The sequence below is a fragment of the Sinorhizobium sp. NG07B genome, from assembly GCF_002532005.1.
GTDB classification, from domain to species: domain Bacteria; phylum Pseudomonadota; class Alphaproteobacteria; order Rhizobiales; family Rhizobiaceae; genus Sinorhizobium; species Sinorhizobium fredii_C.
Genome location: NZ_NWTD01000003.1, coordinates 934,397 through 956,778, shown reverse-complemented (window position 1 = coordinate 956,778; position 22,382 = coordinate 934,397). Strand labels below are relative to the sequence as shown.

Sequence of the window (22,382 nt, the reverse complement as noted above, 5' to 3'; positions counted from 1 at the left end):
AGTGCCGCCGGCTTACGGACCCGCAAAAAGCGGCGTAGCACTGCCGCATGGTCCGCTCATTGCCTGCTGCATGTTTCCTCAACCGTAGTCGATTTGCGGGCAAAAACATGCAGCGGTTCAATGTGCTACAGCGTCCTTTGTGCGTCTGATAAGACGCACGGCGCTGCAGTCACCCGTAGCCCCTCGAGCAGCGCCCGGAAGCCGTCCACCGCTCTTTGAGATGTTTCCTCGGGCGCATCGGAATTGGCGATCCACAGGGCCGCATGGCTGCTGGCGCCATTGATCAGGCGTGCCGCCACCTCCTCGTCGATGTTGATGATGGCGCCCTCTGCCTTGAGTTGGCGCAGGCTTTCGCTGAGAGCGGCGATGCAGCCGTTGTTGCTTGGCCATTGCGAGATGTCTCCGAGGACCGCCGGTCCGTCGCGGAACATGATGCGTTGGATTTCCGGCTCGAGCGCCATCTGGATATACGCAACACACTCGTCCATGAACCCCTGCCAGCGGCTCGGCGCGGCAGCCGAGATGCTATTCAGCCGGGCGGTCATCTCGGCGTCGATTTCCTCGATGACGGCTTGCAGCAGCCCCTTCTTGTCGCCGAAATGGTGATAGAGGGCGCCTCGCGTCAGCCCCGCCCCGGCGGTGAAATCGTCCATGGAGGCCTCGGCATATCCGACCGTCCCAAAGGCCTGTCGGGCGGCCGCAATCAGCTTCGCCCGGGTTTCGGCAATCATGTCGTGGCGCGGTCTGCGCATGCGCTCTCCCATTTACATACGTCTCGTATTTTATTTGACATACGATGCGTATGCAACTAACTAAGGACGTACGCCACGTATGTAAGTGGTGAACCGGGTCCTTACAAGGAACGTCTCATGTCCAATCCTTATGCAGAGATATTCAGAGCGCCGGGAGCCAAAGGCTTTTCAGCCGCCGGCTTCCTCGCCCGCCTGCCGATCGCCATGGCGCCGATCGGCATCGTCGCGATGCTGTCGCAGACGCACGGAGAATACTGGTTGGCGGGCGCGGTGTCGGCGACTTTCGCGCTGACCAACGCGCTGATCTCTCCCCATATTTCCCGGATGGTGGATCGCTACGGCCAGACAGCCGTCGTCATCCCGACCACGACGATTTCGATCTTTGCCTTCCTCGCCCTCATTGCGGCGGCCAATCAGAATTGGCCCGATTGGGCGCTCTTCGTCTCGGCCTTCCTGGCCGCTGCCATGCCCAGTATGCCGGCATTGCTGCGCGCCCGTTGGACCGAGATCTTCCGTGACCGGCCCGAGTTGAACACCGCTTTTGCCTTTGAATCATCGGCAGACGAGCTCGTCTATATCGCCGGAGCGTCGCTCTCGGTCGGATTGGGGGTCGCTCTCTTCCCCGAGGCGGGCATGCTGGCGAGCACGATTTTCCTCGCTCTCGGAACGCTGGCATTCATCATGCAGCGCTCGACCGAACCGAGGCTGCGCCGTACGGATGTCGAAGCATCGCAAGGCTCGGCGATCCGCCTGCGTGCCGTTCAGATCATCACGCTCGCCCTCGTATTCGTAGGCTCCACCTTCGCGACGGCGGAAGTGAGCGCCGTTGCAATCACCAAGGAACTCGGCCAGCCGAATTGGGCAACCGTCGTCATCGGCGTCTATGCAATCGGGTCCTTCGTGCTCGGCCTGATCCTCGGCGCCCTCAACCCAACGATGCCGTTGCACCGACAGCTCCTGATCGCCGTGAGCGCCCTTGCCTTCACCTCCTGGCCTCTGCTGATGGCCGGCACTGTCCCCCTCCTGGCGCTCGCCGTCTTTGTCAGCGGCATCGCCATTTCGCCGACCTTCATCACGGCCTTCGGCCTGATCGAGCGCCGCGTACCCGCCTCGATGCTGACGGAAGGGGTGACGTGGGTGACGACCGGCATCGGTATCGGCATGGCGCTCGGTGCCTTCGTCGCAGGCTGGGTGGTCGACAGTTTCGGGGCTGAGAACGGCTTCTGGGTGTCCGTTGTCGCAAGCGCGGCGACCGTGGCTATCATCGGTCTCGGTCAGCGGAGTTTGGCCGGAACCACGGCGGAATGCGCCGTAGGTCCGCTTGCCCAACCGGCCGAGTAGCCAGGGCGCAGGCGTAGCACGCCATACTGCTCCGTAGGATGGCGAATTTGGTGGGAACATGCCTCGCTCTCCTCGGCGCGGCATGTTCTTGTGCGATCATTCAGGTTATCAACGTCGGACGAAGAGCGACATATTGCGACGGGAGGCGATCATGAAGGCGCGCATCAAATGGGTCGAAGGGCGGACCTTCGTCGGCCAGTCCGGCAGCGGCCACAATGTCGTGCTCGGCACGGCTTTTGGGCAGGAAGGGAGCACGCCCGGGCCGAGCCCGATGGAACTGGTGCTGATCGGCACCGGCGGATGCTCGGCCTTCGACGTCGTCCATATTCTCGAAAAGGGCCGCCAGCCGGTCGAGGATTGTATCGTCGAGCTCAGCGCCGAGCGGGCGGACCAGGATCCGCGCGTGTTTACCCGCATCCACATGCATTTCGTGGTCAAGGGGCGCGGGCTTGCGGAAAACAAGGTCGAACGCGCCATTGCGCTGTCGATCGAGAAATACTGCTCCGCATCGGCAATGCTTGCCAAGACGGCCACGATCACCCACGACTTCGAGATCGTCGATACTGCTGCCGCCTCGCCGGAGTGATGTGCAGGGCCTGGCCGGTCGGGTCCGAGCCCTGCAGCCCGGACCGGAGTCCCCAGGACCATTTCCTAAAATCTCCAGAGATATTCTTCGGGAACAACTGATTATCTCAGCTACGACTTGGCATTTGCCATTCGCGTGCAGATGAACATAATTTCATGAATGAAATTTAATCTGAAGAATGAGGCGAATATCACATTTTGACTGTTGTCGTGGCGCTATCTGGTGGCGACGGCGCGGTGGATCGGCCGGAAGACCAGTATTTGTTCTGGGAAAGCTGATGTAAATCCACCGTCGCCGCGTATCAAACCTCCGGATTTTAGAAGGAGACACGCCATGGCCAACTCTTCAGAACAAAAGGGCTCGCGCGCGGGCCGCTTGACCGCCGTGCTGGCGGCTCTGTCCTCCGTTTCCGCGCTCAGCCTCGCCGCTCTCGTCGCGGAACCTGTTGCCATGCACGCAACGCACAACCAGAGCTCGACCGTGCGGGCGGCTCCGAATGCCGTGCAGCGGCCATCGGCGGCGGAGCCCGGCGACTTTGCCGACATCGTCGCCCAGGTGAAGCCGGCGGTCATCTCGGTGCGCGTCGAGATCGACGCGGCGCAGCAACAGGCCGCAGCCCAGGATGACGATGGCACTGCCGATCCCGATGACGGGCAGGGTCCCCTCATGGGTGAGGGCTCGGGCTTCTTCATCTCCGCTGACGGCTATGCAGTGACCAACAATCACGTCGTCGACCATGCCCATTCCCTCGAGGTGATGACCAGCGACGGCCGGAGCTACGAGGCGAAAGTCGTCGGCACCGATCCGAAGACCGACCTTGCCTTGATCAAGGTCGACGGCCGCGATCTCCCGCATGTGCGCTTTGCCGATCAGCGGCCGCGTGTCGGCAACTGGGTGATCGCGATCGGCAATCCCTATGGCCTCGGCGGCACGGTTACCGCCGGGATCGTTTCGGCCGAAGGCCGCGACATCGGCGCCGGTCCCTATGACGACTTCATCCAGATCGATGCGCCGATCAATCGGGGCAATTCCGGCGGGCCGGCCTTCGACGTCAACGGCGATGTGATCGGCGTCAACACGGCGATCTTCTCGCCCTCCGGCGGCTCAGTCGGCATCGGCTTCGACATCCCGGCCGACACGGCAAAAGCCGTCATCGCCGAGTTGAAGGACAAGGGCCATGTGACGCGCGGCTGGCTCGGCATCAAGGAGCAGCAGGTCACTCCCGATATCGCCGAAGGCCTCGGCCTGAAGGAGGCTAAGGGCGCGCTCGTCGACGAGGCGGATCCGGCCGGTCCGGCCGGCAGGGCTGGTATCCGGTCCGGCGATCTCATCATGGCGGTCGGTGGGGCGACGATCAATGACCCGCGTGAACTGGCTCAGAAAGTGGGCGCGATGGCTCCGGGCACCTCCGTCACGGTGAGCATCCTTCGCGATGGCGCGGCAAAGGACGTCACCTTGACACTCGCCACAATGCCGGAGGACCGCCCGGCGCCGGTGGAGGCGGCAAGCGGCGGCGGTGCTGCCCCTAGCAGCGAGCAGGACTTCGGGCTGCTGCTTGCGCCGGCAAGCAAGGTGGTCAGTGCCTCGGAAACAGGCATGGTCGTCGTCGCCATCGATCCGAAGGGAGCGGCGGCGCAACATGGGCTTGAGGCGGGCGACGTCATTCTCGACGTCGGCGGCAAGGCGGTTTCGAACGCAAGCGACTTCCGCCGCGGTCTCGTGTCGCTCCGCAAGGAAGGCAAAGTCGCCGCGCTGCTCCGCATCCAGTCGGGCGGCGTGACGCGCTTCGTCGCCTTGCCGCTCGGCCACGCATGACGAAGCAGGTGGCGAAGGCTTTGCCGGATAGGATCGGGAGTGGGGAGACGAGCATACTCGTCTCTCACGTCAACGGGTTAGGTTAGCTTATCAATGTGCCCCAGCTGGGATCCCATTGAACGTCCTCGACAAGCTCCACATAGATCGGCGCCTCACCCTCGCTATGGGTCCTTGCAAGCCGGAAGGCGGCTTCCGGCTCCATTTCCTCGCCTGGGAAGATGACGTCGTCCTCCGACGGGTCGACGGCCTGACGTACATAACCCCTGATCTCGTCGCGGTAGCGGTAGAGCTTGACGATGATTGCGCCCGGCACCGGCTTTTCAGGCAACCGTCGGATCAGCATGCGGATCTCTCCTCTCAAGGAGGCATCTATATTTCCCGCAACCGGATCGGCGGCATCGGCTAGGCCATTCCGGCCGGGTCGCCGATCGGCAGAAGCGCCGGGTCGGTCGGGTCTTTGGTGTCCTCCGGCTTCTTGACCGGCGGATCGGGGGACTTCTCAAGGCCGCGATCCGGCCGGCCGGGGATTCCTTGCGGCTCTCTCGGCGTTTCGCCAGGTGCGGGTATAGGATCTTGCTTCGGCATGGCGGTCTCCTTTCGAAGAGACAACGACCATGGGAGACGATGGTTCCTGACCTTGCTTTCCTCGAATGACACGGGAAACACTGGTCGGCGACCAAGCGAAATTACTGAGGGTCGCGCGGAATTTCAGCCCGCGCTAGCGCCGCCGAGAAAAGCTCGTCCTGTGTGAGCAATTTCCTGCGCCGCTTTTCAGCCCGTCATCGACTAAGCGCTGCATGGTGGCAATCTTGTCATTCCGCTCTTGATCCCTACGGATGAGATCGCGCACATCGTCACTGGCGTTCGCATAGCGGCCAGTCCGCGTTTGTACTTCCACCCAGTCCTTCATGGCGTCGGGCAAAGATACGTTCATCGTGGCCATGTCAGTCTCCATACTACGGCCAGGATGACGCTCTTTGGCAAAACTTTGTCAAATCCGAATTCCCTCGGGAAAAGGCAGGTTATCCTGCCCCGTCTTTCTTCCTGGCGGTGGCGAGCGGCTGCGATGTCAGCTTGAACTTGGCCATTTCCGCGGATGTCAGATAGTAGAGCCGGTCCGGCGGGGTTTCGAGCGCGGTGATCCAAAGGCCGGCGCCGATCCCCATCGTGTCGAGATGGCGGGTCACCCGGGCCGTGGTGGATTGTGCCGCAGACATCGCTTCATCCGCCGTTTGCCGGCCGCTGCCGCCATTGAAGACCTGGTGCACGCCGACGATGGCATCCTTGTCGGCGATGCGGCTGACGCCGCCAGCAAAGATGATGGGACAGGAGGAGGCGCAGAGCGCTCTCGACGCCACCCTGGTCCCAAGCTTCCTTTCGCGGATCAGGCTCGAAATCGCCAAGGCGTCGTCCACCGAACCGCCGGGAGAATTGAGCGCTACCGTCTTTACATATTCGCCGCGCACCGCAATCTCCTCGGCGAAACGTCCGCTTGCGCCGGGATCAATCGTGCCCTCGGCGAGCAGGACGCCGCCGGATGCGAGTTCGAATGTCATCGGTCGTCGCAGCACGTCCTCCGGGCTTGCGGGCTGTACGTGCGGAGTCGGCCCGCCTTCGGTCAGCGCCGGCGGCAGGATGGGCCGGTTCTCATGGAACGGATCGAAGGCCGGCAGCTCGACATTCATCGCCGTAAGGTCGCGCACGTCGATCAGCAGAAAGATTGCCGCAGCCGAGAGCAGTGCGTAGAAAGCGCCGCGCATCAGCACGCCGTCGTCGAGGCGCATCAGCGCCTTGAAAGTGTCATCGATCCTCATGCGACCGATCCTTTGTACGCGTTCTCTGGTCGAGATTGGTGATGTTGTTCAGCTCCTCCGCTTTCCCTTCGAGCTCCGCTTGCGTGACCATCTCCCCGAGATTGGCGCCGTTCGCGGTTACCGCTCGCTGCACGTCCAGCGCCTGCAGAAGTTCGGCCGCCGTGATGCGCTCGGCAAAGGGCAGCTTCTCCTCCTGTTTGCGGATCGCCCCGTGCACGGCAGCGAGAATGAACACCAGCACGCCCGGCAGGAGGTCGATGGAAATCGCTCCGGCCCAGGCCGGAATGAAATCGGCCGCATAGCGCAACACGGCTTCGGCGGAGGAGAGCGGGACGAAGCGCCGCTCGGCCACCGGCGCCCGGGCGAGGATTTCGTCGGCCGCCTCGGAGAGCACCTTGGACTGCGCCGCCACCGAAGCCCGCACCGTCTCCATCACCTGGTCCTGACGGTTGACGAGATCGGCGTCGCCGCCATCGGCCACCGGGGCGATGAAGCCGAGCGACAGGTCGTCAGCCGCGCGGCGGATCGACGGCGCGATCGAGGTCTGGCCCAGCGAGGCTATGACGCCTGTGAGTGCCACCACTTCCGAGGAGAACTGGTCGGCACGCGGTTCGATCGCGCCCGGCGCGGAGACCAGCGTGCGCATCGTCTCGAGCCGCTTCTGCCCCTCGTTGAACAGCGTCGTCACCTGTTCGCGCGAGGCGTTGATGCCGTTTTCGAGTTCCTTCATCTGCGCCGACATTTGCGACAGAAGCTGCACGACGCTTCCCGAGCCCGTCGTGCCGGTGAGCGCGCCCGTCTGCCGCTCCGAGGCGGCAAGCTGGGCGAAGCGTTCGGAGGCACGCTGGATGTCGGGCAGCAGGCTCTGGGCGGCAAGGGCGTTCTGGTGCGCCTGGTCGAGGTCGGCCGTATAGTCCTCCACCGTTTGCGCCAGATGCTGTTCGAGCGCGGCCGATCCGGCCAGTGCCGCCGCATTGAGCCAGCTCGACATGGCGATGATCATGGCCGCGCCCAAAGCCATGACGCCAAGCATCGCGGCCCGGCCCGTATGGGTGATCACATGCGGATAGAAGCGGGCCATATAGGTCCAGAAGGCGTAGATTCCGACGGACACCGAAGCCGAATAGATCATCGCCGCGAAGAAGACAGCGGTCGCCGAGCCGTCGAGAATGCTGCGCACGCCGAGATAGGTATAGACGCCGGAGGCGAGCGCCAGCACCGCAAGCGCAAAGCGCGTCATGGTTTCGACAGCCACGACGCCGTCGTGCAAACGTTGGGATGCGCCGACTGCCATGGGCAAGATCTCCGCGAAGGAATGTATTCCTTAACAGAGAATTAAGAAGCGGGCGGAATAAAGGCCGCCGCCTACCACCAATGGCGTAACGGGAGCGGGACCTTACGCTCCGTTGGCGCCACCTCGCCGGGCGGGTATGCTCGCGTCCTCCACCTCCGGCATGTCTCGGATGGCCGACAAGCAGTCGGTCGCTTCGGAATGTCTTCTCAAACGAGCGAAATGAATCCGCCGCAAGGCCTCGCTGCGGCTGTCTCGTTTGACGGGGGCCGCCAGCTCGACACCCGGAATGGCTTGAATCCTGATCAACAGGCGTTCGCGCTCTTCGACGCTAACGCCGGCGCGGATCGTGAACATGATGTCAGTCATTGCCCGAAATCCCTGGTGCCTATGCTGCCAATGAGCTGCTCCAAGTTCAGACGACCATAGCCGAAATCGGGCGTGAAGTCTTGGCCGCTCATGGCCGGCACCTTGTCGGCGCTCGAAGCCAGGGCGCCGCGGATCACTGCGGGATCCCTCGCGCCGCCGTTCGCGATAAAGAGCGCCGCGGCGGCAGCAACATGCGGAGACGCCATCGATGTTCCGGGCCATGCATCATAGTCCGTCTCGCGTATGTCCGGCTTTCCCTGCCTCCAGCGCCCGTCGGGTCCTCGCTCCGCTCTCCAACGCATTTGGCCGGGATAGGTCGGCAGCGTCGACCAGATCGCGTCGCCGGGGGCCGTGATCGTTATGTGGTTGCCGCGATTGGAAAAGCTGGTGATCCGGTCCTGAAGATTTGTTGCGCCCACGGCGATGACGCCCGGTATCGCCGCAGGATAGGAGATCGGACTACCGTCGCGCCGTTCGTTCCCCATCGCAGCAACGACGGTCGTGCCATTGGCAAGCAGCGCCTCGAAGGCTGCACTCTCCGTCGGGTCGGGCGCGCCGCCGCCGCCGATCGAGAGGTTGACGACGTCAATGCCGGCATCGGCGCAGTCGAGCAGCGCCCGCAGATACATCACCGGGTCGACGAAATAGGCGAACTCCGCCGTGCCGTCAGGATAGGTCAGCAGGTCGGGGCGATCGTCGAAAATCTTCCAGGCGTGGATCTGGGCTCGCGATATTCCGTTGATCCCGAGATCGTTGTTGATGGTTGCCGCGATCGTCCCTGCCACATGCGTGCCGTGGCCGACCAGATCCTGGGCCGAGCTCGCCGCCGGAAGATCGGGGTGCTCGTATACATATCCACCAATCTGGTCTTTAAGGTCCGGGTGATCCGCGTCGATTCCGGTATCGAGCACTGCGACCTTGATCCTGCTTGCGTCGTCGAAGCCGCTTAGATTGCGGGCCTCGTCCCATCGGACTTTGCGGAGATTCCACATCGTATGGGCAGGCGGCGGTTCCGTCGCAATGTGCCCGCGAGCCCCGGGTTGAGCTGCCTTGGAGGCGCGCCGAGCGGGTTTTCGCGGCGATTTTGCCACCAGATAGCGCAGCGGCACCCGCGCCACGGATGCAACGGTCGGATCTCCCGCGAGCGCCAACTGAAGTTGCCGCAAGTCGACGTCACTCACCAACTCGACCAGGCTGGCGGCCCCGCCCGGTGTTCGCAAATCGATGGCGGCGTTCAGGTTCAGGGCAGGTGCCGACCACCCGTCCCCCTCGTTTTCGGGTACCCCGAGCAGTTCCGGCTTGGCGCTGCCGTCACGGCTTGGCCGCACCAGCATCCGGCTGGCGTAATGGGGAGACTCCCGTGATACGGGCGTAACGCGTTTCACCAGTCCCGCTCGCTCGTAAAAGGACAAGGCCTGAAGCCCGCTGCCGAATGATGCGCGTGCCGCCTCGAAGGTCGCTTCGAAGCTTGGCTGGCGCGGCTGAGGCTTCATGCGGACGAACAGCATTGCTTCATGGTAGGCCGGGAGCCCGGCGTTCCTGAACAATGGTCCCATCATTGCCTCGCACTTACTTAGGATGGCGCCGCCTATTTTTGACGCAATGCAGGGTGGATTTCAACGGCACCGGAAGTGTGGCGCGGGACCTGACAGGCAATATCTGGGCGTGGGTCGACCGGCAGGTGTCCGTCAATCCGGAACGACCACCAGCTTGCCGACGAATTTCTTCGCCATGAAGTCCGTCTGCGCCCGATGAAATTCCGACAGCGGATAGACGCCGCCGACAAGAGGGCGGATCTTCTTCTCTTCTATGTAGCCGACCAGCCTCCGGAAATCGGCGCGGCTGCCCTGGCTCGAACCGTGCAGCTCCAGTTGCTTCAGATACATGGTTCTCAGATCAAGCTGGACGACCGGACCGGCGATCGCGCCCGCCGTCGTGTAGCGGCCCTCCGGACGCAGGATTTTCAACAGATCGTTGAAGAGGGGACCGCCGACGAGATCCGCGACGACGTCGATCGGCGCGCCGTGCACGGCTTCGTTGACGGCTTCGAAGAGATCGCCCCTGCCGCGGGTGACGACCGCCTCGGCGCCAATGTCGAGCATGGCGGCTTCCTTGCCCGGACCGGCAACCGCGATCGGAACGGCGCCGCGGGCGCGGGCGAGCTGGATGATCGCCGAGCCGACGCCGCCGGAGGCGCCGGTGACCAGGACGCGTTCGCCGGCCGCAAGCCGCGCCCGTTCCAGCATGCGTTCGCCGGTCAGATAGGCGCAGCAGAAGGTGGCGAGTTCGACATCCGTCAGGTCGGTTGCCACCACATGAGCGTTCTCGGCCGGCAGCGCCATGTACTCGGCATAGCCGCCGTCACTGCCGTGGCCCATATAGTCGATGTCGGCCAGACTATCGTCGTCGCGGTTGTAGATCGAGAAATCGACCATGACGCGTTGGCCAATGCGGACCTTGTCGACGCCCTCGCCGACGGCGACGATATGCCCGACCGTGTCGGTGCCCTGGATGCGCGGGAAGGTGAGCGTGTTGCCGTGCCGCCTCCAGGTGGAGACGGCGCCGGGATCGTCCTCGGTGCCATAGGCGCCCTCGCGCACCCAGACGTCGGTGTTGTTCATGCCGCAGGCCCTGACCTTGATCAGCACCTCTCCAGGAGCTGGAGCCGGGACTGGGACGTCCCGGCTATAAACGAGCTTGTCCAACCCGCCGTGGCCGGTGAGCAGCACTGCCGCCATGGTCTTCGGAACGGAATGCATCATGGGCCTTCTCCTTCAGCGGCCGAGCACGGACTGGATCGCGTCGGCCGCCGCCTTGACGACGATGTCGGCCTCCTCGCGCGTCAGGCAGAGCGGCGGGGCAAAGCCGAGAATGTCGCCCTGTGGCATGGCGCGGCCGATGACGCCACGCTCGAGGAGCGCTGCCGCGACTTGCGGGCCGATCTTGCGGGCCGGATCGAAGAACTTGCGGTCGTCGCGGTCCTCCACAAATTCGATCGCCGCCATCAACCCATCGCCGCGCACCTCACCGACATGGCGATGGTCGCCGACCGCCTTCTGCAGCTCGGCGCGGAAATAGGCGCCCGTCGAGCCGGCATTTTCGACGATGCCGAGCTCGTCGATCAGTTCAAGATTGGCGATGCCGGCGGCCGCGCAAATCGGATGCGCCGAATAGGTCCAGCCATGGCCGATGGCGCCGAGCTCGTCCGAGCCCTTCACCAGCACCTGCCAGACCTTGTCGGAGACGATCGTGCCGGAAAGCGGCGCATAGGCGGAGGTCAGGCCCTTGGCGATGGTGATCAGGTCCGGCTTGATGCCGTAATGGTCGGAGCCGAACATGGTGCCGAGACGGCCGAAACCGGTCACGACCTCGTCGGCAACGAGCAGGATGTCGTATTTCTCAAGCACCGCCTGAATCTTCTGCCAATAGCCCTTCGGCGGCGGCACGATGCCGCCGGTGCCGAGAATCGGTTCGCCGATGAAGGCAGCAACGGTGTCGGGCCCTTCGGCGAGGATCATCTCCTCCAGCTTCTCTGCGCAATAGTCCGAGAACTGTTCCTCGCTCATGGAGCGGTCGGGGCGGCGGAAGTAGTAGGGCGCCTCGGTGTGCAGGATCGGCGCACGCGGCAGGTCGAAGGCATTGTGGAAGAGATGCAGACCGGTCAGAGAGCCGGTCATCACACCCGAGCCGTGATAGCCGCGCCAGCGCGAGATGATCTTCTTCTTCTCCGTCCGGCCGAGAATGTTGTTGTAGTACCAGATTAGTTTGATGTTGGTTTCGTTGGCATCCGAACCCGAGAGGCCAAAATAGACGCGGCTCATGCCTTCCGGCGCGCGATCGATGATCATCTTCGAAAGCCTTATCGACGCTTCCGTGCCGTGGCCGACATAGGCGTGGTAATAGGCCAGGTTCTTTGCTTGGCTCGCGATCGCCTTGGCGATCTTCTGGCGGCCGTAGCCGACATTGACGCAATAAAGTCCGGCGAAGGCATCGAGGCTGCGCTTGCCGCCGATATCGGTGATGTAAACTCCTTCGCCGCCGCCGATGACGCGCGTCGGGCTCTCGCCGCGCGCATGCGTTCCCATGTGGGTCGAGGGATGGAAGAAGTGGTCGCGGTCCCAGGCGCTGAGTTCGTTGCTTCTTTCGAGCATGGTCGTTCCTTTCGTCAATCCGATCAGGCGGCGGTGTCGATGCAGAGATATTTGAGCTCGGTGAAGGCCTCCATCCCGTGGCGAGAGCCCTCGCGGCCAAGACCGGACTGTTTCCAGCCGCCGAAGGGGATCGGCCCGCCGGTGATCTTCACTCGGTTGATCGCCACCATGCCGTATTCGAGCGCGCGGGCGAGCCGCATCTGGCGGGCGCCGTTTTCGGTGGCGACATAGGCGACGAGGCCGTATTCCGTGTCGTTCGCCCGGGCGATCACCTCGTCCTCGCTATCGAAGGCGGTGACGGCGGCGACCGGGCCGAAGGTTTCCTCGCGCATGATCAGCGCCTCGTCCGGCACATTGGTGAGCAGCGTCGGTTCGAAGAACAGCGGCCCCGCCGGGTGGCGCTTGCCGCCGGCGGCAAGCCCGGCGCCGCGTCTTAGCGCGTCGGCGACCTGCTCCTCGACCTTGGCGACGGCGCGCTCATGCATCAGCGGGCCGATCTCGGCGCCCGGCTCGAGCCCGGCTCCAACCTTCAGGCGCGCCATGCGGGCGGCGAAAGCCTCCTGGAAGGCTTTGAGGATCGGCCGCTCGACATAGAGGCGGTTGGCGGCAAGGCAGTCCTGTCCTGAGGTCGCGAACTTCGCGGCGATGGCGATATCCGCCGCCTTCTCCACATTCGCATCGGCAAAGACGATCAGCGGCGCATGACCGCCGAGCTCCATCACCAGTCGCTTCATCGTCGGCGCGCATTGGCCCGCGATCAGCCGGCCGATCTCGGTCGAGCCGGTGAAGCTCACGGCACGGACGCGTGCGTCTTCGCACAGGCGCCCGACAACCGTCGCCGCATTGCCGGTGACGACGTTGAAGACACCGGCGGGCAGGCCGGCGCGTTCGCCGAGTTCGGCGAGGGCAAGAGCGGAAAGCGGGGTCTCGGAAGAGGGATGCGCCACGACGGTGCAGCCGGCCGCGAGCGCTGCAGCCGCCTTGCGGGTGATCATGGCGGAAGGAAAGTTCCAGGGCGTGACGATGCCGACGACACCGAGTGCCTCACGGCGGACGATCATCTCGGCGCCGGCGAGATGGCTCGTCACGCTTTCGGCATTGAGACGCTTGCCCTCCTCGGCATACCACTCGAGGAAGGAAGCGGCGTAGTCGATCTCGCCGCGCGACTCGGCAAGCGGCTTGCCCTGCTCGAGCGTCATCAACAGGGCCAGGTCTTCGCGGGCCGCGAGCATCAGTTCGTGCCACCTGCGCAGGATCGTGGCGCGTTGCTGCGGGAGCATGTCGCGCCACGACTTGGACGCCTTCTCCGCCGCATCGACCGCTTCGGAGGCCTGCGTCGCATCCAAGGAAGCGACGAAGGCGAGAGCGGCACCACTCGCGGGATCGCTCACTTCGAGGCACTTGCCGTTGCGCGCGGCCACCCAGCGCCCGCCGACATAGGCGAGCTCCCGCAGCAACTGCCGGTCGCTCAGGTGTTTCAAGGCTTCGTGGAAGGCGGTGCGCGCAAAAATAGCGGTCATGTGCAAATCTCCTCGTCGGTACGAAGAGATTGACACCGTTAGCGCGAGAGATTGTCCATTCCCCCGCTCTCCGGTAGAGACTTTGGCCAAAGGAGCGTCCCCCGCGAGAGAAACTGTCTAACCCCAGCGATCGAGGCACCCCCTCTGCCCTGCCGGACATCTTCCTCATAAGGGGGAGATTGGGCTCCGCATCAACTGCTAAACTTGTGGCTTCGGCGTTCGCAAGTTGCCTTTTGGGGCAGGTCCATCCTCCAGCCGAAATCTCCCTAGGGTTTGGCTGCGGGGGAGACGACTCGCGGTAGCCGCTCCTTTCATGAAGCTGACCCAGTCGGAACTCCCATAGGCACCGAACGCGCCGCTAGCTTTCGCGGCACTATCGAGAACACCAAAGCTTTGATGAAAAAATGAGCACGTGGCGATTTTGATCGCCATTGAGACCAGCGGCAGCTACGCAAGCCATTGATAAAGAACACGTGACGCTCTTGGCACAAGGCTTGCAAGCCTGTCTTGTATGCAAGATTTGTCGCCACAACAGAACGATCAAAACGAGATAGGCGAAGCCATCGTCTCCGGTATTCTTTCGGCCCGCATTCGCCCCGGAACGCGGCTCGGTGAGAGCGAGGTCGCGAGCCTTTTCAGTGTTTCCCGCACCAGGGTGCGCGAAGCGATGATGCGGCTCGAGCAGCGCGGCATCGTCAAGGTCAGCCCGCGGCGCGGCTGGTTCGTCGTCGAACCCTCGGCCGAGGAGGCGATGATGGTCTATGCGGCGCGGCGGGTCATCGAGGCGGGGCTGCTGCGCAGCATGGAGGCGCTGACGCAAAGCGGCCGCGACAAGCTTCGTGCGCATCTGGCCGAGGAAAAGCTGGCAATTGCCGCCGGCGACCGGCAGCGTCTCACCTGCCTGATGGGCGACTTCCACATCCGCATCGCCGAACTTGCCGGCAATACTATCCTTGTCGAGATCCTACGGGACCTGACGGCGCGCACCATCCTGATCTCCTTGCTCTATCAATCCGATTTCCACGCCATGCAGTCGCATCTCGGCCATTGCCGCATCGTCGCGGCGATGGAGGAGGGGAATTTTTCCAAGGCGGCGGAGCTCTCCGTCGAGCATCTGGACGAGGTGGAAACGGGGCTCGACCTCACTCGTCGCCCCGATCCGCTCGCCGATCTTCGGCACTCCCTTTCGCTGCCGCCGCAGAATGCGGCCGCGTCGTCAAATGCACACCCCGAAAAGCCAAATCATGACATCAACAGAGGAGAATGACCCAATGCTTTCAAGAAGAGTTTTCGTCGCCATGGCGGCAATGGTCGCCGCGATCGGCTTCGGCTCCATGGCGCAGGCCGATGCACTCGGCGACATCACCGCCCGCGGCACGATCCGCGTCGCCGTGCCGCAGGATTTTCCGCCCTTCGGCAGCGTCGGCCCGGACATGGCGCCGGTCGGCTACGATATCGACATGGCCAATCTGATTGCCGAGAAACTCGGCGTGAAGGTCGAGCTGGTGCCGGTGACCAGCGCCAACCGCATCCCCTATCTGCAGACCAACAAGGTCGATCTCGTCATTTCGAGCCTCGGCAAGAACCCGGACCGCGAAAAGGTCATCGACTTCACGGCGGCGTACGCGCCTTTCTATAACGGCGTCTTCGCCCCGGCCGATTTTGCCGCCACGAAGCCAGAAGAGCTTGCCGGCAAGACCATCGGCGTCACCCGCGGCGCCGTCGAGGATCTGGAACTGACCAAGGTCGCGCCGTCCGATACCGTCATCAAGCGTTACGAGGACAATAACGGCACGATTTCGGCCTTCCTTTCGGGCCAGGTCGAGGCTGTCGCGACCGGCAACGTCGTCGCCGCGGCGATCCTTGCCAAGAACCCGCCGAAGCGCCCGGAACTCAAATTTCTGATCAAGAACTCGCCTTGCTATATCGGCCTTTCCAAGGAACAGCCGGCGCTGCTCGAAAAGGTCAACGGCATCATCGCCGCCGCCAAGACCGACGGCAGCCTGAACGCCATTGCGCAGAAGTGGCTCGGCGCCGACCTGCCGGCCGAACTCTGATTACCCCCAAGCCACTCCGCGCGAGCGGGGTGGCGTCACCGCCGTTTGCAAACAGGGGTGCGCCTTGAACTATCACTTCGAATTCGGCTGGCTCTTCGAATACTACCCGCAGATCGTAAAGGGGATCGCAATCACGATCCAACTGATCGCCGTCGGCGCCGTCGCGGGCATTTCGCTCGGCATCGTCTGCGCCTGGGTGCGGGCGCTCGGACCCCTGTGGCTGAAGCCGGTGGTCGCCGCCTATGTGGAGCTGATCCGCAACACGCCGTTCCTGATCCAGCTCTTCTTCATCTTCTTCGGCCTGCCGTCACTGGGGCTGCAGCTCAGCGAACTGCTGGCGGCAAATATCGCCATGGTCGTCAATCTCGGCGCCTATAGCTCAGAAATCATTCGGGCCGGCATCCAGGCGACGCCGAAGGGCCAGTTCGAGGCGGGCGCCAGCCTTGCCATGACCCCCTTCGAGACCTTCCGGCATGTGGTGCTCATCCCGTCGCTTCAGCGCATCTGGCCGGCGCTGTCGTCGCAGGTCGTGATCGTCATGCTCGGCTCCGCCGTCGTCTCGCAAATCGCCGCCGAGGACCTGACCTTCGCCGCCAACTTCATCCAGTCGCGCACCTTCCGCGCTTTCGAGGCCTATTTCGTCTCGACCGCCGTCTACCTGCTGCTAGCCATCCTGCTCCGCCAGGTCCTCGGCATGGTCGGCCGGCTCATCTTCCCGAGGAGGGCGGCCAGATGATCGAGTTCACCATCTGGGACATCCTGCGCAACCTGTTGCTTGCCACCCGCTGGACGCTCCTGCTCTCGCTCGTCTCCTTCGTCGGCGGCGGCATGGTCGGGCTGTTGCTGCTCTTCCTGCGGATCAGCCGGCGCAAGTGGGCGCGGGCGGTGGCGAAATACTATATCGAGCTGTTCCAGGGGACGCCGCTCCTGATGCAGCTCTTCATCGCCTTCTTCGGGCTCGGCCTGTTCGGTATCGACGTGCCGGCCTGGCTGGCGGCGGGCGTCGCGCTGATCCTCTGGAGCGCCGCTTTCCTCGGCGAGATCTGGCGCGGCTGCGTCGAGGCGATCGCCAAGGGACAATGGGAGGCCTCGGCCAGCCTCGGCATGGGCCGGCTGCAGCAGATGCGCTACGTCATCCTGCCGCAGGCGATGCGGATCGCCGTGCCGCCGACCGTCGGATTCTCGGTGCAGGTGATCAAGGGAACGGCCCTGACCTCAATCATCGGCTTCGTCGAACTGTCGAAGGCCGGCACCGTCGTCACCAATGCCACCTTCCAGCCCTTCACCGTCTACGGTCTCGTGGCGCTCATTTATTTCGCGCTCTGCTGGCCCCTGTCCAAGAGCAGCCAGATCCTCGAAAGGAAGCTCAATGTCGCTCATCGAAATCACTGACGTCCGCAAGAGCTTCGGTGACAACGAGGTGCTGAGGGGCATTGATCTCGATGTCGCGCCGGGCGAGGTGATCGCCATCATTGGCAAGAGCGGCTCGGGCAAGTCGACGCTGTTGCGCTGCATCAACGGGCTCGAGACGATCAGCGACGGATCGATCTCGGTCGGCGGCACCCAGCTTCTCGACGACGAGGCGCATCTGAAGGCGCTGCGGCTGAAGGTCGGGATGATTTTCCAGCAGTTTAACCTCTTTCCGCATCTGACGGTCGGCGGCAATGTCATGCTGTCGCAGATGGTCGTGAAAAAGACGCCGAAGCCGGAGGCGGAGGCGATGGCTCGCAAGATGTTGGACCGGGTCGGCCTCAGCCAGAAATTCGACGCCTATCCGGACGAGCTCTCCGGCGGCCAGCAGCAGCGTGTTGCGATCGCTCGCGCGCTTGCGATGCAGCCGATCGCATTGCTCTGCGACGAGATCACCTCGGCGCTCGATCCGGAATTGGTGGCGGAGGTGCTGGCGGTGGTGCGCGAGCTTGCCGCCGAAGGCATGACGCTGCTGATGGTCACCCACGAGATGAAGTTCGCCCGCGACGTCTGTTCGCGGGTCGTCTTCATGCATCAGGGCCGCGTCCACGAGATCGGTCGGCCGGAGGAGGTTTTTGCCAATCCGCGGACGCCGGAGTTAAAGCAGTTCCTCGGGGCCCACTGAGGAGCCGCCGCGGATCAGGGCCGCACGGTGATGCGGCCCTTCATGTTCGGGTGGTAGCGGCAGATATAGTCGAAACTGCCTGACTCCTTTAGCAGGAGCCGGCCCGATCGCTTTGCCGGAATGAGCACGTCGGCGCCGCCCTTCACCGTGGCGGTGTGGACGAGCGCATCCTTGTTGATCCACTCGATCTCGTCGCCAGGCTTCGCCTCGATTTCCGTCGGCACGTAGACGAGACGGTCGATCATCACCTTTATGGTTTCTGCCTGCGAAGGAGCGGCGGTCGCTCCCAGCAACAGAGTTAAAAGGGCCGCTCGCACTCGCACCGCACTCATTTCAGCTCCGTCGCGACATGTTCGGCGTGCTGCTGATGACCCTGGAAGAGCTTCAGCCCGGTTTCGAGCAGGCTCTTGAGCTCGCCGTTCTGGGCCGCCGGAATCAGCATTGTTTCGAGCGCGCCATTGACCTGCTTGTGGTAGGCGACCTCGTGCTCGACATAGGCCTTGTCGAACTCGGCGCCCGTCAGCTTTGCCAGTTCCTGGCGCTTCGCTTCGGCCGCCTGCGACAGTGCCTTGCTGGTGTCGTTGTCTTCCGGCGTGACGTTCAATTTCTTGACGAGGTCGAGGGCTTGGCTGTTCACCGCCTCGTGGTCGCGCACCATCGTCTCGGCGAATTCGACGACGGCCTTGTTCTTGGAGGTGGCGATCGCCTGTTTCGCCGCTTCGATGTCGAGCACGCCGGCCGTATAGGCGATATGGGCGATCTGCGGATCGGTCGGCTTGTCGGCGCCGAGCGCGCCGTTGGCGGCGAAGATGAGCGCGATTGCCGCTGCCGCGGTCGTCAGTCGGATGGTCATGGGATGTTCCTTTCCTCGAAGATCAAAAGGCGTTTTCGTTGACGCGCTTTGGATGCTTCGGCGGGCGAAACGTTCCCGCTTATTCGTCGGCTTCTATCGTTTGGCCGGAGATGCGGGCGAGGACGGCCTCGGTCAGGCGCTCGCAGCGTTTCCCGGCGAAGGGGAAGGCATCGAGCAGGACTGGGCCAATCTGCTTTTCTAGTTGCTGCTTCAGCAGCTGGCGCGCCCGATGCAGCCGCGTGCGGACGGTCTCGGGGCGGAGCCCGAGCAGGGCGGCAGTTTCCTCGTTGTTGAGGCCTTCGATGACGCGCAGCACGAAAACGGTCCGGTAGGCGTCCGGAAGGTGATCCGTCAGCCGTTCAACAAGGTCGAGAATCTCTCGCTGGGCCATGGTCTTTTCCGGGTCGCTCGTGTTTGTGTTCAGCGGGAAGGCGATGATCTCCGCCTGATGCGATTGCCGCATGCTCTCGACGAGCGCCATCTGGCGCCGGCTCTTGCGCAGGCGGCCGAGCGCCTCGTTGATGACGATGCGGGCAAGCCAGGTCGTGATTGCGGCGTCGCCGCGGAATTCGGCAAAATGCGTGAAGGCGCGTACATAGGCCTCCTGCAGCACGTCTTCCGCGTCATTGTTGTTGCGAACGATGCTCCGCGCGATCCGATAGAGCTTGCGGTTATGCGCCTGCATGACGGCGCGAAAGCTTTCGATATCCTCCGCACTGGGCGGGCTTTTCAGGCGATGGCGGATATCAACGCTGGGCATGATCGGCTCCCCATGGTCATGTTGTTGCGCATTGGATGCCGCATCGCGCGAAACGTTCCCAAATCCGATGGCGGCATCACCGAATATAGCGCGGCGATGCCCCAATTCGAGCATCGCCGCGCGGGCCGTCTTCGAACATGCTGTGTGGAAAGGGCGATCAAAAAGAGAAAGCCCGGCGCGGGAGGAGGTGCGCCGGGCTTTCGATCCTGATCGGCAACTGGGAGGAGGAGGGTCGCCGATCCCTCAATAGAGCTGGGAGGAGGAATGCTCTATCGATAAGTCATACAATAATGTTGCATCGCAGCAATTGCAAGCCCTAAATGCAAATTATTTTGTCTGACCGGTAAAAAATGATCTGTAACTGCGACGCCGATAGGGCAAGCGGCAGGCGATCCGTTTCAGCAGCTTGCCTTCGGGGCAAGCTGCGCCAGATTCGGACAGAACGAACGAGGAGGCGGCCATGGCGGACGAACGCAAGGCGGCTTTGGTGCGGATCACCGGCAGGGTGCAAGGGGTGTGCTTCCGTGTCTGGACGCGCGACGAGGCCGAACGCCTCGGACTTGCCGGCTGGGTGCGCAACGAAAGCGACGGTTCGGTGACCGCCCTGATCGCTGGTACTGGTCCGGCGGTCGACACGATGCTCGGTCGGTTCTGGAAGGGACCCCCGGGTGCCGCCGTCGCCAGCGTTGCGAGCGAGGATGCATCTTCCACTGAAGCGCCGGCGGGGTTTCGCATTACCCGCTAGCTGCGATGACCTTGGGTTGGGGCAGAGGGAGGCCGTGGGCAAGTCCCCTCCCCACAGGTGGGAGGGGCTTACCGCGGCGCGCCCGCTCCGCCTATCTCGACCTTTGCCCCAGAAGCTGTCAGTTCAGTCTATCGAGCCTTGCACTGACTGGGAAAAGTGGCGCGACATTGCGGCCAGAAAAGCCCCCCCTTTGTGGGGAGGGGTTGGGGAGGGTGAAAGCGGAGGGCGCTAAAGTGCTAAACCCGTTCCAGCGCTACCGCGATGCCCTGGCCGACGCCGATGCACATGGTGGAGAGCGAATAGCGTCCGCCCGTTTCGGCGAGCTCCAGCGCCGCGGTGCCGGTGATGCGGGCGCCCGACATGCCGAGGGGGTGGCCGAGCGCGATCGCGCCGCCGTTGCGGTTGACGCGCGGGTCGTCGTCGGCGATTCCGAGTTCACGCAGCACGGCAAGCCCCTGGCTGGCGAAGGCCTCGTTGAGTTCGATGACGTCGAACTGGTCCTGCGTCATGCCGAGCCGCGCCATCAGCTTCTGCGAGGCGGGCAAAGGACCGATGCCCATGATGCGTGGCGGCACGCCGGCCGTGGCGCTGCCGAGAATGCGGGCGATGGGCTTCAGGCCGTGTTTTCTTGCCGCCGCCTCTGAGGCGATGATCAGTGCCGCCGCGCCGTCATTGACGCCGGAGGCATTGCCGGCGGTGACGGAGCCGCCGGCGCGGAACGGCGCCTTCAGCTTGGCAAGCGTTTCGATCGTCGTGGCGCGCGGATGCTCGTCCCTGTCGACGACGAGCGGCTCGCCCTTCTTCTGAGGTATGGTGACGGCGACGATCTCCCGGGTGAGCCGGCCGTTCGCCTGGGCGGCCGCAGCCTTTGCCTGGCTGCGCACGGCAAAGGCGTCCTGGTCCTCGCGCGAGATTTTAAAATCTTCGGCAACGTTCTCGCCGGTCTCCGGCATCGAATCGACGCCGTATTGCGCCTTCATCAGCGGGTTGACGAAGCGCCAGCCGATGGTCGTGTCGTGGATTTCGGCGTGACGCGAAAATGCGCTGTCGGCCTTTGGCAGGACGAACGGCGCCCGCGACATGGATTCGACGCCGCCGGCGATCATCAGTTCGGCCTCGCCGGCCTTGATGGCGCGGGCGGCTGCGATCACCGCATCCATGCCGGAGCCGCAGAGCCGGTTGATCGTCGTGCCGGGGACGGCGACCGGCAGTCCGGCGAGAAGCGACGACATGCGCGCGACATTGCGGTTGTCTTCGCCCGCCTGGTTGGCGCAGCCGAAGATCACGTCATCGACCGCCTCCCAGTCGACCGAAGCATTGCGCTCGGCAAGCGCCTTCAGCGGGATGGCGCCGAGGTCGTCGGGGCGCACAGAGGAGAGCGAACCGCCGAAGCGGCCGATCGGGGTGCGAATGTAATCGCAGATATAAGTGTCGCGCATCAGGCGGCCTCCTTGCCCGGCCCGGTGCCCTCATGGGCCTTCTTGGTGCGGGCGTTGATGTCGCGCAGCACCGAGAGCTCCGTCTCGGTCGGCGCAGGGGTTTCGATAACGGTCTCGGCGAATTTAATCGGCCAGGCGCAATTCTCGACGATCCGCTCGCGGCTGACGCCCGGATGGATCGAGACGACGGTCAGTTCCTTCGTCTCCGAATCCGGCTCGAGGATGCACAGATCAGTGATGACGCGCGTTGGCCCCTTGGTCTTCAGGCCGAGTTTTTCGCGGGTGTTGCCGCCCTCGCCATGGCCCATCGAGGTGACGAAGGGGAGCTTCTCGACGAAGCCGCGCTTCGAAAGCGCCATGGTGATGAAGATGCGGCCGCAATTGGAGGCGATCTCCGGCGCGCCGCCGCCGCCCGGCAGGCGGACCTTTGGGTGGTCGTAGGGGCCGACGACGGTGGTGTTGAGATTGGCGAAGCGGTCGATCTGCGCACCGCCGAGGAAGCCGGTCGTGATGCGGCCACCCTGTAGCCAATAGCGGAACATTTCCGGAACCGAGACGGTGAAGAGCGCGGTATCGCAGAGCTCGCCGTCGCCGATCGACAGCGGCAGCACGTCCGGCTTTGTGCCGACGGTGCCGCTCTCGTAGATCAGCGTGATGCCCGGCGCATGCGTCAGCCGGGCGACGTTGCAGGCGGCCGAAGGCGCCCCGATGCCGACGAAGCAGACGTCGTCGTTGGAAAGTTCGCGCGCCGCGGCGATGGTCATCATTTCAGTGGGGCTGAAATCCGTCATCCT

24 protein-coding genes and 1 pseudogene are annotated in these 22,382 nt (G+C 63.7%); 9 read left to right on the top strand and 16 right to left on the bottom strand.

The window, feature by feature from the left end:
- Positions 1-125 precede the first annotated feature (125 nt).
- A complete protein-coding gene (locus CO664_RS14360; protein ID WP_103451142.1) occupies positions 126-752 on the bottom strand; it encodes a TetR/AcrR family transcriptional regulator in 627 nt (208 codons plus the stop codon).
- 117 nt (positions 753-869) lie between these two features.
- Here CO664_RS14360 and CO664_RS14355 point away from each other — a divergent pair, with 117 nt between their 5' ends.
- The 3 genes from CO664_RS14355 to CO664_RS14345 all read left to right on the top strand — a co-directional run bounded on the left by CO664_RS14355 (position 870) and on the right by CO664_RS14345 (position 4,494).
- A complete protein-coding gene (locus CO664_RS14355) occupies positions 870-2,093 on the top strand; it encodes an MFS transporter (RefSeq protein ID WP_097539134.1) in 1,224 nt (407 codons plus the stop codon).
- Between the two features lie 151 nt (positions 2,094-2,244).
- Complete coding sequence (locus tag CO664_RS14350; protein ID WP_097525731.1) at positions 2,245-2,679, top strand: OsmC family protein; 435 nt, start codon at positions 2,245-2,247, stop codon at positions 2,677-2,679.
- 333 nt (positions 2,680-3,012) lie between these two features.
- Positions 3,013-4,494 carry a trypsin-like peptidase domain-containing protein gene (locus CO664_RS14345; RefSeq protein ID WP_097539133.1) on the top strand — a complete coding sequence of 494 codons (1,482 nt, stop codon included), beginning with the start codon at positions 3,013-3,015 and terminating at the stop codon, positions 4,492-4,494.
- Positions 4,495-4,576: 82 nt separating this feature from the next.
- Here the strand turns inward: CO664_RS14345 and CO664_RS14340 are convergent, their stop codons facing one another.
- From CO664_RS14340 to CO664_RS14295, 10 genes and pseudogenes are all read right to left on the bottom strand, one after another.
- On the bottom strand, positions 4,577-4,837 hold the full coding sequence (locus CO664_RS14340) for a hypothetical protein (protein WP_037418747.1): 261 nt from the start codon (positions 4,835-4,837) through the stop codon (positions 4,577-4,579).
- 59 nt (positions 4,838-4,896) lie between these two features.
- A complete protein-coding gene (locus tag CO664_RS14335) occupies positions 4,897-5,079 on the bottom strand; it encodes a hypothetical protein (protein WP_097539132.1) in 183 nt (60 codons plus the stop codon).
- Positions 5,080-5,180: 101 nt separating this feature from the next.
- Positions 5,181-5,437, bottom strand: a pseudogene (locus tag CO664_RS14330) (type II toxin-antitoxin system ParD family antitoxin).
- A gap of 79 nt (positions 5,438-5,516) precedes the next feature.
- Positions 5,517-6,308, bottom strand: a complete 792-nt coding sequence (locus CO664_RS14325; RefSeq protein ID WP_097539130.1) for an ATP-dependent Clp protease proteolytic subunit — start codon at positions 6,306-6,308, stop codon at positions 5,517-5,519.
- On the bottom strand, positions 6,295-7,602 hold the full coding sequence (locus tag CO664_RS14320) for a hypothetical protein (protein ID WP_097539129.1): 1,308 nt from the start codon (positions 7,600-7,602) through the stop codon (positions 6,295-6,297). Before CO664_RS14320 ends, CO664_RS14325 begins: the two co-directional genes overlap by 14 nt.
- 102 nt (positions 7,603-7,704) lie before the next feature.
- The gene (locus CO664_RS14315) at positions 7,705-7,968 is read right to left on the bottom strand and encodes a hypothetical protein (RefSeq protein WP_037418762.1); all 264 of its coding nucleotides are present in this window, start codon (positions 7,966-7,968) and stop codon (positions 7,705-7,707) included.
- Positions 7,965-9,524 (bottom strand): S8 family serine peptidase, encoded by a 1,560-nt coding sequence (locus CO664_RS14310; RefSeq protein WP_097539128.1) that lies wholly within the window; start codon positions 9,522-9,524, stop codon positions 7,965-7,967. Before CO664_RS14310 ends, CO664_RS14315 begins: the two co-directional genes overlap by 4 nt.
- Before the next feature lie 132 nt (positions 9,525-9,656).
- Positions 9,657-10,730 carry an alcohol dehydrogenase family protein gene (locus CO664_RS14305; protein WP_097539127.1) on the bottom strand — a complete coding sequence of 358 codons (1,074 nt, stop codon included), beginning with the start codon at positions 10,728-10,730 and terminating at the stop codon, positions 9,657-9,659.
- A gap of 12 nt (positions 10,731-10,742) precedes the next feature.
- Positions 10,743-12,119, bottom strand: a complete 1,377-nt coding sequence (locus CO664_RS14300) for an aspartate aminotransferase family protein (protein ID WP_097539126.1) — start codon at positions 12,117-12,119, stop codon at positions 10,743-10,745.
- Positions 12,120-12,142: 23 nt separating this feature from the next.
- Complete coding sequence (locus CO664_RS14295; RefSeq protein WP_097539125.1) at positions 12,143-13,639, bottom strand: NAD-dependent succinate-semialdehyde dehydrogenase; 1,497 nt, start codon at positions 13,637-13,639, stop codon at positions 12,143-12,145.
- Between the two features lie 511 nt (positions 13,640-14,150).
- On the opposite strand from CO664_RS14295, the gene CO664_RS14290 reads away from it, so the two are divergent.
- The 5 genes from CO664_RS14290 to CO664_RS14270 all read left to right on the top strand — a co-directional run bounded on the left by CO664_RS14290 (position 14,151) and on the right by CO664_RS14270 (position 17,791).
- Positions 14,151-14,906, top strand: coding sequence for a GntR family transcriptional regulator (locus tag CO664_RS14290; RefSeq protein ID WP_037418773.1), 756 nt, complete (start codon positions 14,151-14,153; stop codon positions 14,904-14,906).
- Between the two features lie 4 nt (positions 14,907-14,910).
- Positions 14,911-15,696 (top strand): transporter substrate-binding domain-containing protein, encoded by a 786-nt coding sequence (locus tag CO664_RS14285; RefSeq protein WP_097539124.1) that lies wholly within the window; start codon positions 14,911-14,913, stop codon positions 15,694-15,696.
- Positions 15,697-15,760: 64 nt separating this feature from the next.
- On the top strand, positions 15,761-16,432 hold the full coding sequence (locus CO664_RS14280) for an amino acid ABC transporter permease (RefSeq protein ID WP_037418780.1): 672 nt from the start codon (positions 15,761-15,763) through the stop codon (positions 16,430-16,432).
- Entirely contained in the window at positions 16,429-17,088 is a 660-nt protein-coding gene (locus CO664_RS14275) for an amino acid ABC transporter permease (protein WP_037418782.1), read from the top strand. The genes CO664_RS14280 and CO664_RS14275 overlap by 4 nt, the downstream gene beginning before the upstream one ends.
- The gene (locus CO664_RS14270) at positions 17,066-17,791 is read left to right on the top strand and encodes an amino acid ABC transporter ATP-binding protein (RefSeq protein ID WP_037418785.1); all 726 of its coding nucleotides are present in this window, start codon (positions 17,066-17,068) and stop codon (positions 17,789-17,791) included. Before CO664_RS14275 ends, CO664_RS14270 begins: the two co-directional genes overlap by 23 nt.
- Positions 17,792-17,805: 14 nt before the next feature.
- Here the strand turns inward: CO664_RS14270 and CO664_RS14265 are convergent, their stop codons facing one another.
- The 3 genes from CO664_RS14265 to CO664_RS14255 form a co-directional block, all read right to left on the bottom strand.
- The gene (locus tag CO664_RS14265; RefSeq protein ID WP_037418789.1) at positions 17,806-18,123 is read right to left on the bottom strand and encodes a cupredoxin family copper-binding protein; all 318 of its coding nucleotides are present in this window, start codon (positions 18,121-18,123) and stop codon (positions 17,806-17,808) included.
- The gene (locus CO664_RS14260; RefSeq protein ID WP_097525746.1) at positions 18,120-18,644 is read right to left on the bottom strand and encodes a DUF4142 domain-containing protein; all 525 of its coding nucleotides are present in this window, start codon (positions 18,642-18,644) and stop codon (positions 18,120-18,122) included. Before CO664_RS14260 ends, CO664_RS14265 begins: the two co-directional genes overlap by 4 nt.
- A 79-nt stretch (positions 18,645-18,723) precedes the next feature.
- Positions 18,724-19,404 (bottom strand): RNA polymerase sigma factor, encoded by a 681-nt coding sequence (locus CO664_RS14255; protein WP_097539214.1) that lies wholly within the window; start codon positions 19,402-19,404, stop codon positions 18,724-18,726.
- A gap of 460 nt (positions 19,405-19,864) precedes the next feature.
- Here CO664_RS14255 and CO664_RS14245 point away from each other — a divergent pair, with 460 nt between their 5' ends.
- Entirely contained in the window at positions 19,865-20,149 is a 285-nt protein-coding gene (locus tag CO664_RS14245; RefSeq protein ID WP_037418795.1) for an acylphosphatase, read from the top strand.
- A 236-nt stretch (positions 20,150-20,385) separates the two neighbouring features.
- Here CO664_RS14245 and pcaF read toward each other — a convergent pair whose 3' ends face one another.
- Both pcaF and CO664_RS14235 read right to left on the bottom strand, forming a co-directional pair.
- The gene (gene pcaF, locus CO664_RS14240) at positions 20,386-21,588 is read right to left on the bottom strand and encodes a 3-oxoadipyl-CoA thiolase (RefSeq protein ID WP_097539123.1); all 1,203 of its coding nucleotides are present in this window, start codon (positions 21,586-21,588) and stop codon (positions 20,386-20,388) included.
- Positions 21,588-22,379: a CoA-transferase subunit beta gene (locus CO664_RS14235; protein ID WP_097539122.1), complete on the bottom strand. Its 792-nt coding sequence runs from the start codon at positions 22,377-22,379 to the stop codon at positions 21,588-21,590. The genes pcaF and CO664_RS14235 overlap by 1 nt, the downstream gene beginning before the upstream one ends.
- Positions 22,380-22,382: the final 3 nt, after the last annotated feature.

Coding starts and splice junctions, on each gene's coding strand:
- CO664_RS14360 (WP_103451142.1), bottom strand. CDS start 752: ATGCGCAGACCGCGCCACGACATGATTGCCGAAACCCGGGCGAAGCTG.
- CO664_RS14355 (WP_097539134.1), top strand. CDS start 870: ATGTCCAATCCTTATGCAGAGATATTCAGAGCGCCGGGAGCCAAAGGC.
- CO664_RS14350 (WP_097525731.1), top strand. CDS start 2,245: ATGAAGGCGCGCATCAAATGGGTCGAAGGGCGGACCTTCGTCGGCCAG.
- CO664_RS14345 (WP_097539133.1), top strand. CDS start 3,013: ATGGCCAACTCTTCAGAACAAAAGGGCTCGCGCGCGGGCCGCTTGACC.
- CO664_RS14340 (WP_037418747.1), bottom strand. CDS start 4,837: ATGCTGATCCGACGGTTGCCTGAAAAGCCGGTGCCGGGCGCAATCATC.
- CO664_RS14335 (WP_097539132.1), bottom strand. CDS start 5,079: ATGCCGAAGCAAGATCCTATACCCGCACCTGGCGAAACGCCGAGAGAG.
- CO664_RS14325 (WP_097539130.1), bottom strand. CDS start 6,308: ATGAGGATCGATGACACTTTCAAGGCGCTGATGCGCCTCGACGACGGC.
- CO664_RS14320 (WP_097539129.1), bottom strand. CDS start 7,602: ATGGCAGTCGGCGCATCCCAACGTTTGCACGACGGCGTCGTGGCTGTC.
- CO664_RS14315 (WP_037418762.1), bottom strand. CDS start 7,968: ATGACTGACATCATGTTCACGATCCGCGCCGGCGTTAGCGTCGAAGAG.
- CO664_RS14310 (WP_097539128.1), bottom strand. CDS start 9,524: ATGGGACCATTGTTCAGGAACGCCGGGCTCCCGGCCTACCATGAAGCA.
- CO664_RS14305 (WP_097539127.1), bottom strand. CDS start 10,730: ATGATGCATTCCGTTCCGAAGACCATGGCGGCAGTGCTGCTCACCGGC.
- CO664_RS14300 (WP_097539126.1), bottom strand. CDS start 12,119: ATGCTCGAAAGAAGCAACGAACTCAGCGCCTGGGACCGCGACCACTTC.
- CO664_RS14295 (WP_097539125.1), bottom strand. CDS start 13,639: ATGACCGCTATTTTTGCGCGCACCGCCTTCCACGAAGCCTTGAAACAC.
- CO664_RS14290 (WP_037418773.1), top strand. CDS start 14,151: ATGCAAGATTTGTCGCCACAACAGAACGATCAAAACGAGATAGGCGAA.
- CO664_RS14285 (WP_097539124.1), top strand. CDS start 14,911: ATGCTTTCAAGAAGAGTTTTCGTCGCCATGGCGGCAATGGTCGCCGCG.
- CO664_RS14275 (WP_037418782.1), top strand. CDS start 16,429: ATGATCGAGTTCACCATCTGGGACATCCTGCGCAACCTGTTGCTTGCC.
- CO664_RS14270 (WP_037418785.1), top strand. CDS start 17,066: ATGTCGCTCATCGAAATCACTGACGTCCGCAAGAGCTTCGGTGACAAC.
- CO664_RS14265 (WP_037418789.1), bottom strand. CDS start 18,123: ATGAGTGCGGTGCGAGTGCGAGCGGCCCTTTTAACTCTGTTGCTGGGA.
- CO664_RS14260 (WP_097525746.1), bottom strand. CDS start 18,644: ATGACCATCCGACTGACGACCGCGGCAGCGGCAATCGCGCTCATCTTC.
- CO664_RS14255 (WP_097539214.1), bottom strand. CDS start 19,404: ATGCCCAGCGTTGATATCCGCCATCGCCTGAAAAGCCCGCCCAGTGCG.
- CO664_RS14245 (WP_037418795.1), top strand. CDS start 19,865: ATGGCGGACGAACGCAAGGCGGCTTTGGTGCGGATCACCGGCAGGGTG.
- pcaF (WP_097539123.1), bottom strand. CDS start 21,588: ATGCGCGACACTTATATCTGCGATTACATTCGCACCCCGATCGGCCGC.
- CO664_RS14235 (WP_097539122.1), bottom strand. CDS start 22,379: ATGACGGATTTCAGCCCCACTGAAATGATGACCATCGCCGCGGCGCGC.